The 13,843-nt window shown below is 71.4% G+C and carries 13 protein-coding genes; 9 read left to right on the forward strand and 4 right to left on the reverse strand.

Annotated elements, in window-relative coordinates:
• The first annotated feature begins 69 nt into the window (after window positions 1-69).
• Complete coding sequence (gene hutU / locus VJ693_RS06090; RefSeq protein ID WP_324152618.1) at window positions 70-1,782, forward strand: urocanate hydratase; 1,713 nt, start codon at window positions 70-72, stop codon at window positions 1,780-1,782.
• Here hutU and VJ693_RS06095 read toward each other — a convergent pair whose 3' ends face one another.
• Window positions 1,783-2,958, reverse strand: a complete 1,176-nt coding sequence (locus VJ693_RS06095; RefSeq protein WP_324152619.1) for a DUF4185 domain-containing protein — start codon at window positions 2,956-2,958, stop codon at window positions 1,783-1,785.
• Window positions 2,959-2,990: 32 nt separating this feature from the next.
• On the opposite strand from VJ693_RS06095, the gene hutH reads away from it, so the two are divergent.
• On the forward strand, window positions 2,991-4,541 hold the full coding sequence (gene hutH, locus VJ693_RS06100) for a histidine ammonia-lyase (RefSeq protein ID WP_324152620.1): 1,551 nt from the start codon (window positions 2,991-2,993) through the stop codon (window positions 4,539-4,541).
• Between the two features lie 128 nt (window positions 4,542-4,669).
• Here the strand turns inward: hutH and VJ693_RS06105 are convergent, their stop codons facing one another.
• Window positions 4,670-5,968 carry a winged helix-turn-helix domain-containing protein gene (locus VJ693_RS06105; RefSeq protein ID WP_324152621.1) on the reverse strand — a complete coding sequence of 433 codons (1,299 nt, stop codon included), beginning with the start codon at window positions 5,966-5,968 and terminating at the stop codon, window positions 4,670-4,672.
• A 73-nt stretch (window positions 5,969-6,041) separates the two neighbouring features.
• Between VJ693_RS06105 and VJ693_RS06110 the strand changes: the two genes are divergently transcribed.
• Window positions 6,042-6,659 (forward strand): hypothetical protein, encoded by a 618-nt coding sequence (locus VJ693_RS06110; RefSeq protein ID WP_324152622.1) that lies wholly within the window; start codon window positions 6,042-6,044, stop codon window positions 6,657-6,659.
• Between the two features lie 3 nt (window positions 6,660-6,662).
• Here VJ693_RS06110 and VJ693_RS06115 read toward each other — a convergent pair whose 3' ends face one another.
• Window positions 6,663-7,700, reverse strand: a complete 1,038-nt coding sequence (locus tag VJ693_RS06115) for an asparaginase (RefSeq protein ID WP_324152623.1) — start codon at window positions 7,698-7,700, stop codon at window positions 6,663-6,665.
• 66 nt (window positions 7,701-7,766) lie between these two features.
• Between VJ693_RS06115 and VJ693_RS06120 the strand changes: the two genes are divergently transcribed.
• Window positions 7,767-8,657, forward strand: coding sequence for an EamA family transporter (locus tag VJ693_RS06120; RefSeq protein WP_324152624.1), 891 nt, complete (start codon window positions 7,767-7,769; stop codon window positions 8,655-8,657).
• On the opposite strand, the gene VJ693_RS06125 is transcribed toward VJ693_RS06120, so the two are convergent.
• Complete coding sequence (locus tag VJ693_RS06125) at window positions 8,658-9,011, reverse strand: DUF1304 domain-containing protein (protein ID WP_324152625.1); 354 nt, start codon at window positions 9,009-9,011, stop codon at window positions 8,658-8,660.
• Window positions 9,012-9,134: 123 nt separating this feature from the next.
• Here VJ693_RS06125 and VJ693_RS06130 point away from each other — a divergent pair, with 123 nt between their 5' ends.
• From VJ693_RS06130 to VJ693_RS06150, 5 genes are read left to right on the forward strand one after another with little or no spacing between them, the layout of a single operon-like run.
• Window positions 9,135-10,361, forward strand: coding sequence for a 6-phosphofructokinase (locus tag VJ693_RS06130; RefSeq protein ID WP_324152626.1), 1,227 nt, complete (start codon window positions 9,135-9,137; stop codon window positions 10,359-10,361).
• 38 nt (window positions 10,362-10,399) lie between these two features.
• Window positions 10,400-11,293 carry a prohibitin family protein gene (locus VJ693_RS06135; protein ID WP_324152627.1) on the forward strand — a complete coding sequence of 298 codons (894 nt, stop codon included), beginning with the start codon at window positions 10,400-10,402 and terminating at the stop codon, window positions 11,291-11,293.
• A gap of 21 nt (window positions 11,294-11,314) precedes the next feature.
• Entirely contained in the window at window positions 11,315-12,565 is a 1,251-nt protein-coding gene (locus VJ693_RS06140) for an amidohydrolase family protein (RefSeq protein ID WP_324152628.1), read from the forward strand.
• Window positions 12,566-12,608: 43 nt separating this feature from the next.
• Window positions 12,609-13,193 carry a hypothetical protein gene (locus tag VJ693_RS06145; RefSeq protein ID WP_324152629.1) on the forward strand — a complete coding sequence of 195 codons (585 nt, stop codon included), beginning with the start codon at window positions 12,609-12,611 and terminating at the stop codon, window positions 13,191-13,193.
• A 2-nt stretch (window positions 13,194-13,195) separates the two neighbouring features.
• Window positions 13,196-13,834 carry a glutathione S-transferase family protein gene (locus VJ693_RS06150; RefSeq protein ID WP_324152630.1) on the forward strand — a complete coding sequence of 213 codons (639 nt, stop codon included), beginning with the start codon at window positions 13,196-13,198 and terminating at the stop codon, window positions 13,832-13,834.
• Window positions 13,835-13,843: the final 9 nt, after the last annotated feature.

Genomic DNA, 13,843 nt, shown 5'->3' on the forward strand with positions numbered 1-13,843 from the left:
GGATTCGCCCCCATCCCGACGCCCGCCCCGGCACCTGCCCGACCCGACCTTCGCCCAGGAGACCCCGCGATGACCGACCTGTCCCAACCCACCCGCGGCGCAAGCACGGCCGCCAAGGCCCGCCCGGTGAAGGCCCCCACCGGCACCGAGCTGCACTGCCGCAACTGGCTGATCGAGGCCGCGTACCGGATGATCCAGAACAACCTGGATCCGGCGGTGGCCGAGAACCCCGACGCACTCGTGGTCTACGGCGGCATCGGCAAGGCCGCCCGCGACTGGGATTGTTTCGATGCCATCCTGAAGTCGCTGCGCGAGCTCGCCGAGGACGAGACGCTGCTGGTGCAAAGCGGCAAGCCGGTCGGTGTGTTCCGCACCCATGCCGATGCGCCGCGCGTGCTGCTGGCCAACTCCAACCTGGTGCCGAAGTGGGCCACGTGGGAGCACTTCCACGAGCTCGACCGCAAGGGCCTGATGATGTACGGCCAGATGACGGCCGGCTCGTGGATCTACATCGGCAGCCAGGGCATCGTGCAGGGCACCTACGAGACCTTCGTCGAAGCCGGCCGCCAACACTACGGGGGTTCCCTCAAAGGCAAGTGGATCCTCACTGCCGGCCTCGGCGGCATGGGCGGTGCGCAGCCGCTGGCCGCCACCTTCGCCGGCGCCTGCTCGCTGAACATCGAGTGCCAGCAGTCGCGCATCGATTTCCGCCTGCGCTCGCGCTACCTCGACGAGCAGGCCACCGATCTCGACGACGCGCTGGCGCGTCTGCAGCGCTACACCGCCGAGGGCAAGGCCATCTCGATTGGCCTGCTCGGCAACGCCGCCGAGATCCTGCCCGAGCTGGTCAAGCGCGCGCAAAAGGGAGGCCTGAAGCCCGACCTCGTGACCGACCAGACCTCGGCCCACGACCTCGTGCATGGCTACCTGCCGCCGGGCTGGACGGTGGCGCAGTGGCAGGCCGCGCAGGCGGATGATTCTCGGCACGCCGCGCTGCGCGACGCCGCCGCCAGGGGCTGCGCGGTTCACGTGCAGGCGATGCTGGCCTTCCAGGCCATGGGCATCCCGACGGTCGACTACGGCAACAACATCCGCCAGGTCGCCCTCGACCAGGGCGTGAAGAACGCGTTCGACTTTCCCGGTTTCGTGCCGGCCTACATCCGCCCGCTGTTCTGCCAGGGCAAGGGCCCGTTCCGCTGGGTGGCACTGTCGGGCGACCCGGAGGACATCCGCAAGACCGACGCGAAGATGAAGGAGCTGTTCCCCGAGGACCAGCACCTGCACCGCTGGCTCGACATGGCGCAGGAGCGCATCGCCTTCCAGGGCCTGCCGGCACGCATCTGCTGGATCGGCCTGGGCGAGCGCCACCGCGCCGGCCTGGCTTTCAACGAGATGGTCAAGTCGGGCGAGCTGAAGGCCCCGATCGTGATCGGGCGCGATCACCTCGATTCGGGCTCGGTCGCCTCGCCGAACCGCGAGACCGAAAGCATGAAGGACGGCTCGGACGCCGTCTCCGACTGGCCGCTGCTGAACGCGCTGCTGAACACGGCGGGCGGCGCCACCTGGGTCAGCCTGCACCACGGCGGCGGCGTCGGCATGGGCTACTCGCAGCACGCGGGCGTGGTGATCGTCTGCGACGGCAGCGATGCGGCGGCCAAGCGCATCGAGCGCGTGCTGTGGAACGACCCGGGCACCGGCGTGATGCGCCACGCCGACGCGGGCTACGAGGACGCGATCGCCTGCGCGAAGGCGCGCGGCCTCAAGCTGCCGATGGTGAAGTGATCAGGGCAGCGGCAGCTTGATGAAGCGCGGGCGGTAGATGTCCGCACCGCCGGCGGTGAAGTTCTCCCAGAAGTCGAACGTATTGACGTGGTAGCTGATCAGCAATTCCCCCGGGGCCGACAGGTGCGGATGCGCCTTCGCGCCGTACACGAAGGTGTCGGGCGTCAGCTTGTCCTCGGGGCACAGCCAGACGGGGATCGGCTTGCCGAAGGGCCCGACCGGCGAGTTGCCGTAGCGCACCGCGACGGTGGCCGACAGCGTGTCGAGCTGGTGCACGACCAGGTAGCGGCCGTCGGGCAGCGGCGTCACGCTGAGCTCCGCCCCCATGCGGTTGGCGACCGGGGCCGACTGGTTGATGTCGGTGACCCAGGCCGCGCCGTTCCAGAAGCGGTAGGCGCCGGGCTTGGTCATCGCATCCGGCCGCACGCGGGCGACGAGCAGCTTCTTGTTGTAGTCGTCCGAGCGCACGCCGTAGACGTAGAGGAAACCGTCGGGGTTCGGCGCGCCGGCCTGCGTCGTCAGCGGCATTGTCGCCACGCCGTAGGCAATCTCGCCGATCGCGCCGTTGCGCGGCGCGAACAGCGGCAGCGTCCTGCGGGTGTAGGTGCCGAGGAAGGGCGCGGGGTCGGTGGCGGGTGCGGTCAGCAGATCGGTGCCGACCTGCTTGAAGTTGAAGGCGCCGCCGTCGCCCAGCGCCATGCGCGAGGCGTACATCCGCACCTTGCCCTTCCACACCACGCCGTCGCCGGGCCAGTACCACTGGTCGGCCTGCGCCGGCACGACCATCGACACCGCCTTGCCGGCGCCGTCGCGCCGCACGTTGAACTGCAGCGCCAGCGCGTCGGGCGCGGCGCCGGTGAGCATCGCGCTGGTGTTGTTGACCATCACCGTGCCGGCGATGCGGCTGCCGTCGGGGTTCACGCCGCCGACGAAGCTGTCCGAGAACAGCCACAGCGTCTTCGTGGACGCTCCGCTGCCGAAGCGCTCGTCGCCGTTCATCGGCAGCGTGTAGACGCCGTCGGCGCCGCTCCAGCCATCGGCCACGCCGTAGGGCGCCGCGAACAGGGTCGTCCATTCGGGTGCGGCGACCGCGCTGTAAGGTGGCACGTCGGCCGCCGATGCCAGGGTCACCGCGCCGGCCAGCGCGAGCGCCGAGAAGACTGATTTCGCCGTCATCCAGCCATCTTAGAACCGAGGATCCCTCCATCATGTCCCTACTCACCCTGACGCCCGGCCAGCTGACGCTGGAGCAGCTGCAAGCCATCCATGCCGGCGGCGTGACCCTCGCGCTGGCCGACTCTTCGCGGGCCGCCATCGCCGCCAGCGCCGCCATCGTGCAGGCGGCGGCCGCGGGCGACGCGCCGGTCTACGGTGTCAACACCGGCTTCGGCAAGCTGGCCAACCAGCGCATCAGCGCGGCCGACCTGGCCACGCTGCAGCTGAACCTGATCCGCTCGCACTCGGTGGGTGTCGGCGAGCCGCTCGGCGCGCCGGTGCTGCGGCTGATGCTGGCGCTGAAGGCGGCGAGCCTGGCGCGCGGGGCCTCGGGGGTGCGGCAGGTCGTGGTCGACACGCTGCTCGCGGTCTTCAACGCAGGCCTGGTGCCCTATGTGCCGAGCCAGGGCTCGGTCGGTGCCTCGGGCGACCTGGCGCCGCTGTCACACATGACGCTGGCGCTGCTGGGCGAAGGCGAGATGCTGGTGGGTGGCAAGCGCGTGCCGGCCGGCCCGGCGCTGGCCGAGCACGGCATCCGGCCGCTGACGCTGGAAGCCAAGGAAGGCCTCGCGCTGATCAACGGCACGCAGACCAGCGCGTCGCTGGCGCTGCACGGCTTCCTCAGCTTCGAGCCGGTGCTCGAATCGGCGCTGGTCGTCGGGGCGCTGACGGTCGACGCGGCGCGCGGCAGCGACGGGCCCTTCGACCCGCGCATCCACTCGCTGCGCGGTCAGCCGGGCCAGATCGACGTCGCGCAGTACTACCGCTCGCTGCTGTCAGGCAGCGCCATCCGCGCCTCGCACGCCGAGGGCGACGACCGCGTGCAGGATCCGTACTGCCTGCGCTGCCAACCTCAGGTCGTCGGCGCTTGCCTGGATCAACTGCGGCATGCGTCGCTGGTGCTGGTGCGCGAGGCCAATGCGGTGACCGACAACCCGCTGGTCTTTGCCGACGACGGAATGATGATCTCCGGCGGCAACTTCCACGCCGAGCCGGTGGCACTGGCCGCCGATGCGATGGCGGTCGCGATCGCCGAGGTCGGCGCGATCGCCGAGCGCCGCATCGCGATGCTGATCGACACCAGCGTCTCGCGCCTGCCGCCGTTCCTGACCACCAACGCCGGCCTGAACAGCGGCTTCATGATCGCCCACGTGACGGCGGCCTCGCTGGCCAGCGAGAACAAGTCGCTGGCCCATCCGGCCAGCGTCGACAGCCTGCCGACCTCGGCCAACCAGGAAGACCACGTCTCGATGGCCACCTTCGCTGCGCGCCGGCTGCAGCCGATGATTGCCAACGTCGCGCACATCCTCGGCATCGAGCTGCTGGCGGCGTCGCAGGGCATCGAGTTCCTGCGCCCCTTGAAGAGCTCGCCCGCGCTCGAGCAGGCCCACGCGCTGCTGCGCGCGCAGTGCCCGACGATCGAGACCGACCGCTACCTCGCGCCCGAGATCGAGCGCGCCACCGCGCTGGTCACCGGCGGCGCGCTGTCGGCGGTGTTCCGCGCCCTGCCGGGGGATCTGCCGACGCTGTGGGTGCCGGCCTGAGATAGCGCCCCCACGCTCCCTTCCGGTCGCTGCCCCCCCGAGGGCGCTCGCGCAGCGGACCGGCGAAGCCGGATCCGCGCACGCCACGTGAGGCGGGCGGCGCTTCGCGCGTCCGGGGAGAGGGCCCGCTAGCGGAAGACCGCGCGAAGCAGCGCCCGGCCCACCGGGTGCTGCGGCAGCCAGCCGGCGTGCGCCGGATCGCGCAGCACCATCGCCAGCATGCCGCTGCGGTCATCGTAGGCACGCTGCAGCAGCGCGGCGGCACGGTCGATCTCGCCCAGCTCGGCCAGCGGCGCCGCATAGAGCGTCGCCTCGCCAGGGGTCGTGCGCGAGCACAGCAGCGTCGCGTCGATGATGTCGAGCGCGGCCTCGCGCCGGCCGAGCCGGGCCAGCACGAAGGACAGCACGGTCCAGACGAAGGGCGGCGTGTCCGGCCCTTCGGAGAGCCGCCAGGCCGGCGCCTCGATCTCCGGCGAGGGCGCCACCATCGCGCGGATCGCCAGCGCGAACGCCACCAGCAGCAGCTGGCCCGGGTGCTCGGCCAGCGCCGCGTCGGCCTCGGCCAGGCCCTCGGGCCCGCGGCCGGCCTGCAGCAGCGCGCGCGACAAGGTCATGCGCAGCAGCGGTGTGTGGGGCGACAGCCGCAAGGCGCTGCGCAACTGCTCCACCGCCTGCGCCGCCTGGCCGGTGAAGAGCAGGTGGCGGCTGTAGACCAGCCGGGTGTCGGGGTCGTCCGGGTCACGCGCGAGCGCGGCCTCGTGCCAGCGCTGTGCCTCGTCGAAACGCCAGGCCATGTCGAGCAGCGTGCCGCGCGCCCCCGCGAGGCCGGGGGTGGCCGGGTCCCGCCGCTCGGCGTCGGCGAGCGCCGCCAGCCCTTCCTCGACCGACGGCGCGGTCGGCAACTGGCCCCAGCCGACCGCGGCACCCAAGGATTCGGCCAGGGCGACCCGCGCCGGCGTGTAGGCGGGCTCGCGCGCGATCAGCGCGCGCAGCAACTCGATCGCCCGGCCGACGGCGGCCGGCGTGCGCGCCTGGGCGAGCAGGCGGGCGTGCAGGTAGGCGTTGACGGTGGCGGGCGAGGCGTGGGCCGCGTTGGCCAGGCGGGCGTCGGCGGCCGGCAGGGCCGTGGCGGCCGCGCCATCGAGCCGGTAGCCGGTGCCGTAGACCGATTCGATCGCCAGGCCCCAGGGCGCCACCGCCCGCCGCAGCCGGCTGATGCAGCGTGCCAGGCTCTCGTCCGACATCGCGGCGCCGCCCCAGGCGGCCTCGGCGAAGTCGGTCTTGCTGACGACGGCAGGGCGGCGGCGCAGCAGCAGCGCCAGCACCGCGCGCTCCTTCGGCGCGAGATCCAGCGGACGGCCATGGGCGGCAGGGAAACCGGCGTCGTCGAGGGTCAGGCCGTCGGGCATCGCGAACGTGCTGGGCAAATGATCAGGATTCGGTCAAGCTTGCCACAGCCGGCATGCCTAGGATGGTGGCCATCACCTCAGGAGTCCATGCATGTCGATTCGCCGCCCCCTGCGCGCCGCTGCGCTGACCGCCGTCAGCGCCGCCTGTGTCTTCGCCGCCGCCGTCGCCACCGCGGCCACGCCGGACTGGAACAAGACGATCCCGATCGTCGACACGCCCGGCCCGGGCGGGCTGCTCGGCACCAACGGCTTCGACATCTTTGCCGAGCAGGCCGTCGCGGCGCGCTTCACCGTGCCGGCCGACGGGGACATGCGCCTGGCGCGCGTCGGCCTCTGGCTGATGAACAACAGCGAGACGCTGCAGAAGAAGGTCCGCCTGTCGGTGCAGACCGATGCGCTGGACGAAGGCGGCAACCAGACGCTGCCCAGCGGCGTCGAGCTGGAGCGCTGGACGACGACGGTGCAGACCCTCGGCTGGAACCCGGTCGAGCAGTTCTTCCTCACCAGGTCGGGCCCGCGCCTGCTGGCCGGCCGCTCGTACTGGGTGGTGGCCGCGTCGAAGTCGCCGCCCTTCGTCGACCCGGTGTGGACCTTCGCCAAGACGGGCAACATGTGGACGACGACGACCTACGGCGGTGCCTGGCAGCCGGCCGGCAACGGCGCCGCGCTGACGCTGCGGGTGGATGCGCACCCGATCAAGGCGCCCTGAAGGTCAGCTCAGCGCGCGCAGCCCCTCGGCTGGCGCGATCGCGCCGACCTCGATGCCGTTCCAGTTGCGCAGTGGCACGTTGACCAGCTCGCGCAGCACGGCGGCATCGGCCTCGTCGCGCTGCGCGAGCGCCCTGATCACCGCGGCCATCACCACCTCGGCGGCACGGGCGCCCTGGCCGTCGTCGATCTTGATCGCGACGCCGAGGCCGCGGGTCGGCAGCGCGGCGCAGTAGACGCCCTCGGCACCGACCTTGCAGAACACGCGCTCGCCGAAGTGCTGCATCACCCGCGTGTCGAAGCGGCCCGTGCCGGCGACCATGAACGGCGCCTGCGCCACCGCCTGGCGCAGGCGACGGGTCGCGGCGGCATGGGTGGGCGACAGGCCGTGGCCGCTGCCGAAGCGGGCGAAGCCACGCGCGAGCTGGCGCAGCGGGATGCCGAAGGTCGGGATCGAGCAACCGTCGGTGCCCATCGGCGCGCTGGCCAGGTCGCAGCCGGTGGCGGCCTGCAGCGCGGCGCTGATCTCGCGCATCACCGGGTGCCCGGGCTGGACGTAGCCGCGAACGAATTCGGCCGGCTCGCGGCCGGCCTGCAGCGCCATCAGGCAGCCCACGCAGACGAAGCCGGCGTGCTTGCCAGAGCAGTTGTTGTGCAGCGCGCCCGGGCCCTTGCGCTGGCGTGCCAGCTGCCGGCTCGCCGCCTCGTCATACGGCCAATGGGTGCCGCACTCGAGCGCGGATTCGCCCAGGCCGGCGCGGGCGAGCATCGCGGCGGCGGTGGCAGCATGCAATGGCTCGCCACGGTGCGAGGCGCAGGCCAGCGCGATCTGCTCGTCGCTCAGGCCGAAATGCTCGGCCGCGCCGCTGGCCACCAGCGGCAGCGCCTGCAAGGCCTTGACGGCCGAGCGCGGGAACACCGGCCGGTCGACATCACCGAGCGTGGTGTGGACCGCGCCGTCGGCATCGACGATCGCCAGCGCGCCGCGGTGGAAGGATTCGACCGCACCGCCACGCAACACGTTCACCAGCACCGGGTTCATCGGGTCGGACCTCCAGCGTTCGCATGATCGACGCGGGCGATTGTGCGCCGGGCACAATGCCGGCCCATGTCCTGGCTTGCGCTGTCACTGGTGCTGGTGGCGGCGCTGTTGCATGCCGCCTGGAACGTTGCCGCGAAGAAGGCCGGCGGCAGCCACCACTTCGTGCTGATGGGCGCGGTGCTGATCGTGCTGCTGTGGGCGCCGCTGGGCGTCTGGCTCGCCTGGGCCGCGGTGCCGCGCTGGGGCGCGCTCGAGTGGGGCCTGGTCGTCGCCAGCGGCATCATCCACCTCGTCTACTTCAACGTGCTGCTCAAGGGCTACCGCGAGTCGGACCTGACCGTGGTCTACCCGGTGGCGCGCGGCACCGGGCCGCTGCTGAGCTCGGTCGGCGCGATGTTGCTGCTGGCCGAGGCGCCGAGCCTGTGGACGCTGCTCGGGCTGGCCGGCATCGTCGGCGGCATCTGGCTGATCGCCGGCGGGCCGGCGCTGTGGCAGCGTGCCCACGGGGTGCGCGACCCGGTGCAGCGCGCGCGCGTGCGGGCCGGCCTGGGCTGGGGCGCGCTGACCGGCGTGCTGATCGCCGGCTACACGCTGATCGACGGTTATGCGGTCAAGGTCGTGCTGATCTCGCCCATCCTCGTCGACTACCTCGGCAACGTGGCGCGCATCCCGTTCATGCTGCCCTCGGCGCTGAAGGACCGCGCGGGTTTCGCCGCGGCGTGGCGCGCGCAGTGGCGCGCGGCACTGCTGATGGCGGTGATCAGCCCGCTGGCCTACGTGCTGGTGCTGTATGCGGTGCAGATGGCGCCGCTGTCGCACGTGGCGCCGGCGCGCGAAGTCTCGATGCTGTTCGCCGCGCTGATCGGCGGCCGGCTGCTCGGCGAGGCCGACCGCGGCTGGCGCCTGGCCGGCGCGGCGCTGATGGCCGCCGGCGTCACAGCCCTTGCCGCGGGCTGATCAAAGCCCCAGCCAGATCGCGGCCAGGGTCAGCGCGCCCGGCACGGCCTGCACGAACAGGATCTTCCTCGATGCGGTGGCCGCGCCATACAGGCCCGCCACCAGCACGCAGGCCGCGAAGAAGGCCTGCACCGGCCGCCCGGCGGCGCCCAGGCTCAGGCCCCACAGCAGACCGGCGGCGAGAAAGCCGTTGTACAGGCCCTGGTTCGCGGCGAGCACCTTGGTCGCGGCGGCGAATTCGGGCGTGGTGCCGAAGGCCTTGCGCCCGGCGGGCTTGTCCCACATGAACATCTCCAGCACCAGGATGTACAGGTGCAGCAGGGCCAGCAGGGCCACGAGCACGGTTGCGACCATTCGACAGTCTCCTTGATCGGTATGCGGTTTCGATGCCGGCCGGATCATGCACCATACCGCCTGAACGGCACGACAATCGAACGCGCCGGTTCAGCGGCGCATCAACCGAAGAAGGGACAGGCCATGTCATCCGGACGCATCCTGGTTGCCCAGGGCGGCGGCCCCACCGCCGTGATCAACCAATCGCTCGCGGGCGTGGTGCTCGAGGCGCGGCGCCACCACGGCATCGAGCGCATCTACGGCGCGCGCCACGGCGTGCGCGGCATCGTCGGCGAGGACTTCTACGACCTCACGCAGGAGACCAGCCACAACCTCGAGCTGGTCGCCAACACGCCGTCGTCGGCCCTGGGCTCGACGCGCGACAAGCCCGACCTCGCCTACTGCCAGAAGATCTTCAGGGTGCTGCAGGCGCACGGCATCGGCCACTTCTTCTACATCGGCGGCAACGACTCGGCCGACACGGTGCGCATCGTCAAGGAGGAGGCCGACGCCGCCGGCTACCCGCTGCGCTGCATCCACATCCCGAAGACGATCGACAACGACCTGGTCGGCAACGACCACACGCCCGGCTTCCCGAGCGCGGCACGTTTCGTGGCCCAGGCCTTCGCCGGCGCCAACCTTGACAACGCCTCGCTGCCCGGCGTCTACGTCGGCGTCGTGATGGGCCGCCATGCCGGCTTCCTCACCGCGGCCTCGGCGCTGGGCAAGAAGTTCCCCGACGACGGCCCGCACCTGGTCTACGTGCCCGAGCGGGTGTTCGAGCTCGATCGCTTCCTGGCCGACGTGAAGGCCGCCAACGACCTGCATGGCCGCTGCGTGATCGCGGTGTCCGAGGGCATCCACGACGCCTCGGGCCAGCCGATCGCCGCGCAACTGGCCAAGCACCTGGAGCACGACGCGCACGGCAACGTGCAGCTGTCCGGCACCGGCGCGCTGGCCGACCTGCTGTGCGAAGAGATCAAGGCCAAGCTGGGGATCAAGCGCGTGCGCGGCGACACCTTCGGCTACCTGCAGCGCTCGTTCATCGGCTGCGTGTCGGACGTCGACCAGCGCGAGGCGCGCGAGGTCGGCGAGAAGGCGGTGCAGTACGCGATGTGGGGCGACGCCGGGGGCAACACCTCCGGCTCGGTGGCGATCAAGCGCACCGGCTTCTACTCGGCCGACTACGAGCTGCAGCCGCTGGCCGCCGTGGCCGGCAAGACGCGGGTGATGGAAGACGAGTTCATCAGCGAATCCGGCACCGACGTGACCGACGCCTTCCGCCTGTACCTGCGTCCGCTGCTCGGCTCCGGCATGCCGGATGCGTATCGGCTGCGGCGGCACGTGGTGGAGAAGCGGCTGGGCGCCTGACGACAAGAATCGAAGATCAACACGAGGAGGAGTGAGAGATGGAGTTCGTGGACGCAGACCGGCGCGTGCGCTGGCTGGGGCGGGCGGCCGTGGCCGTCGGGGTGCTGGTCGTGCTGGCGGTCGTCTGGCCGTTCTATTCGGTGCCCACCGGCAGCCGCGGCGTGGTCACCCAGTTCGGCCGCATCGTCGGCATCGAGGGCGAGGGGCTGGCGGTGCTGCCGCCGTGGCGCAAGCTGCACAACTTCAGCATCCGCGCCGAGAAGGCCGACATCGAGAACGCGGAAGGCAGCACGAGCGACACCCAGCCGGTCAAGGTCAGCATGACGGTGCGCTACAGCATCGCCACCGACCGCGTGGCCGAGGTGTTCGAGAAGTACTCGCACGACGGCGATCTGTCGTCCTATGTGCAGACCGCCACGCAGGAGATCTTCAAGGCGGTGACGGCGCGGTACACGGCGCCCGACCTGATCGCCCAGCGCGCCAAGGTGTCGGCCGACATCAACGCCGCGCTGCGCGAGAAGCTCTCGCTGTACGGCGCGCAGGTCATCAACATCGACATGCGCAACTTCGCGTTCTCGGAGTCGTACATGCACGCCATCAACGACAAGGTCACGCAGGAGCAGCTGCGCCTGGCGGCCGAGAACAAGCTGCGCACCGTCGAGGCCGAGCAGAAGCAGAAGGTGGCCGTGGCCGAAGCCGAGGCCAACGCCCGCAAGGCTGCGGCGGATGGTGAGGCCTATGCCAACCTGACCATCGCCAAGGCCCAGGCCGAGGCGCTGCGGGTGCAGAACGCCGCGCTGGCGCAGAACAAGGACGTGCTCGAGCTGCGCCGCATCGAGGTCGAAAAGGTCAAGGCCGAGAAGTGGAACGGTGCGCTGCCGCAGGCCATCTACGCCGGCGCGCCGGTGCCCTTTCTCAATGTGAGCAAGTAGCCCAGCCACCGGAGGCGCCCGATGCACTCGCTGCTGTTCAGGAACGCCCGCATCTTCGACGGCACGAGCGCCGACTGCGCCGAGGGCCAGTGGCTGCGCGTGGCCGATGGGGTGATCCAGGAGGTGTGCGATACCCCGCTGGCCGCACCCGAAGGCACGCTGGTGGTCGACTGCGGCGGCCGTACGCTGATGCCGGGCCTGATCGACTGCCACGTGCACGCCTTCGCGAGTGACGTCGCGGTGGCGAGGATCGATGCGATGGGCGAGGCCTATCGCACGGCCCACGCGGTGCGCATGCTGGGCCACGCGCTCGACTGCGGCTTCACGACGGTGCGCGACATAGGCGGCGGCAACCACTCGCTGTGGCGCGCGCTGGCCGACGGCCTGGTGCGCGGGCCGCGCTACCTCTATGCGGGCAAGATCCTGTCGATGACCGGGGGCCACGGCGATTTCCGGCCGATCGAGGAGCCTGCGCGCTACGGCGCCCTGTGCGGCTGCGCCGGCTCGGGCGGCAACATGTTCGCGGTGATCGCCGACGGCGTCGACGCGGTGATCCGCGCCACGCGCGAGGAGCTGCGCCAGGGCGCGCACTGCATCAAGATCATGGGCTCGGGCGGTGTCGCCTCGCCGACCGACCCGATCTGGATGAACCAGTACCGCGAGGACGAGATCCGCGCGATCGTCAACGAATGCGTCGAGCGGCGAACCTATGTCTCGGCGCACTGCCACCCGGCCAGCGCGGTGCGGCGCTGCGCCGAGTTCGGCGTGCGCAGCATCGAGCACGGCACGCTGATCGACGACGACACCGCGCACTTCGTCGCCGAGCGCGGCGCCTTCATCGTGCCGACGATGGCGATCATCTTCGCGCTGGTCGAGCAGGGCAGGGCGCTCGGTTTTCCGCCGCAGAGCCAGGCCAAGGTCGAGCAGGTGTTCGAGCAGGCGATCTCGGGGCTGGATGCGATGCGCCGGGCCGGCGTCAAGCTCTGCTACGGCACCGATCTGCTGGGCAAGACCTACACCGACCAGTGCCGCGAGTTCACGCTGCGCGCGCGGGTCTTCACGCCGCTCGAGTTGCTGCGCCAGGCCACCTCGACCGCGGCCGAGATGCTGATGATGGCCGGCCAGATCGGTTGCATCGCGCCCGGCGCGCAGGCCGACCTGCTGCTGGTCGATGGCGATCCGCTGGCCGACATCGGGCTGCTCGCGGCGGATGGCCGCCACCTGCACGCCATCGTGCGCGGCGGCGAGCTGGTCAAGCTCGCGCCCGATTGACCGAGGGGTGGTGTCGGATGGCCGGGCGGCTTATCCTGCGCCGATGAAGATCCTTCCCCTCGGTCACATCGTCTTGGCCGCGCCCTTGCTGGCGCTGGCCGGCTGCGCCGCGGCACCCTCCGGCACGCCGCGCAGCGACGCGGGCACGGCAGGCGCCGGCACGCCGGGTGCCGCCGAGACCGCCGTCGGACAGGCCGTGACCTCGCCGCTGTCGGACCTGAACCTCGTGAACGCGCCGATCCCCGCGGTGCTGAAGGAGGCGCAGAAGGCGCCTTATGCAGCGCCGGTGGACGCCGGCTGCGACAGCCTGGCCGCGCAGGTCCGCGCCTTCGACGAGGTGCTGGGGGTGGATCTGGACGCGCCGCCGCCGCCCGGTGACCCCGGGCTCGTGGCGCGCGGCTCGAAGGAAGTCGGCAACGCCGCCGCCGGCGCGCTGAAGAGCGCGGCCGAGGGCATCGTGCCGTTTCGCGGCTGGGTGCGCAAGCTGACCGGCGCCGAGCGCTACTCGAAGGAAGTGGCCGCGGCCATCGCCGCCGGCACGGTGCGCCGCGCCTACCTCAAGGGGCTGGGCGACGCGCGCGGCTGCGCGGCCCCGGCCGCTCCGATCCACCCCGAACCGAGGGCTTGATGATGAAACTGATCGGCATGCTCGATTCGCCGTACGTGCGGCGCGTCGCGGTCTCGCTGCAGCTCATGGGGCTGCATTTCGAACACCACAACCTGTCCGTCTTCCGCACCTTCAAGGAGTTCAGCGCCATCAACCCGGTGGTCAAGGCGCCGACGCTGGTCTGCGACGACGGCGAGGTGCTGATGGATTCGTCGCTGATCCTCGACTATGCCGAGGCATTGGCCGAGCCGGCGCGGCGGCTGATGCCGGCCCAGCTGCCCGAGCGCCAGCACGCGCTGCACCGCATCGGGCTGGCACTGGCCGTGTGCGAGAAATCGGTGCAGATCATCTACGAGCACGACCTGCGCCCGCGCGAGAAGTGGCACGCGCCTTGGCTGGACCGCGTGACGACGCAGCTGCACGCGGCCGCTCGCCTGCTCGACGACGCGGTCGGGCGCCACCCGTTCGCGGCGGCGCACATCGACCAGGCCGGGGTCAGCACGGCGATCGCCTGGCACTTCGTGCAACGAACCCTGCCCGAGGTGCTGCCGGCGGCGGCCTTCCCCGCGCTGGCCGCCTGGTCGGACCAAGCCGAGACCTTGCCGGCCTTCCGCGCGGCACCGCATGGCGACGGCCTGGTGGCCGCCGCGCCAGGCGCGTGAATGGCCGCT

The organism is Ideonella sp., assembly GCF_035254525.1.
GTDB lineage: Bacteria > Pseudomonadota > Gammaproteobacteria > Burkholderiales > Burkholderiaceae_C > Ideonella.

Excerpts from the sequence above, each read along its gene's own strand:
- hutU (WP_324152618.1), top strand. The coding sequence starts at position 70 with ATGACCGACCTGTCCCAACCCACCCGCGGCGCAAGCACGGCCGCCAAG.
- VJ693_RS06095 (WP_324152619.1), bottom strand. The coding sequence starts at position 2,958 with ATGACGGCGAAATCAGTCTTCTCGGCGCTCGCGCTGGCCGGCGCGGTG.
- hutH (WP_324152620.1), top strand. The coding sequence starts at position 2,991 with ATGTCCCTACTCACCCTGACGCCCGGCCAGCTGACGCTGGAGCAGCTG.
- VJ693_RS06110 (WP_324152622.1), top strand. The coding sequence starts at position 6,042 with ATGTCGATTCGCCGCCCCCTGCGCGCCGCTGCGCTGACCGCCGTCAGC.
- VJ693_RS06115 (WP_324152623.1), bottom strand. The coding sequence starts at position 7,700 with ATGAACCCGGTGCTGGTGAACGTGTTGCGTGGCGGTGCGGTCGAATCC.
- VJ693_RS06120 (WP_324152624.1), top strand. The coding sequence starts at position 7,767 with ATGTCCTGGCTTGCGCTGTCACTGGTGCTGGTGGCGGCGCTGTTGCAT.
- VJ693_RS06125 (WP_324152625.1), bottom strand. The coding sequence starts at position 9,011 with ATGGTCGCAACCGTGCTCGTGGCCCTGCTGGCCCTGCTGCACCTGTAC.
- VJ693_RS06130 (WP_324152626.1), top strand. The coding sequence starts at position 9,135 with ATGTCATCCGGACGCATCCTGGTTGCCCAGGGCGGCGGCCCCACCGCC.
- VJ693_RS06135 (WP_324152627.1), top strand. The coding sequence starts at position 10,400 with ATGGAGTTCGTGGACGCAGACCGGCGCGTGCGCTGGCTGGGGCGGGCG.
- VJ693_RS06140 (WP_324152628.1), top strand. The coding sequence starts at position 11,315 with ATGCACTCGCTGCTGTTCAGGAACGCCCGCATCTTCGACGGCACGAGC.
- VJ693_RS06145 (WP_324152629.1), top strand. The coding sequence starts at position 12,609 with ATGAAGATCCTTCCCCTCGGTCACATCGTCTTGGCCGCGCCCTTGCTG.
- VJ693_RS06150 (WP_324152630.1), top strand. The coding sequence starts at position 13,196 with ATGAAACTGATCGGCATGCTCGATTCGCCGTACGTGCGGCGCGTCGCG.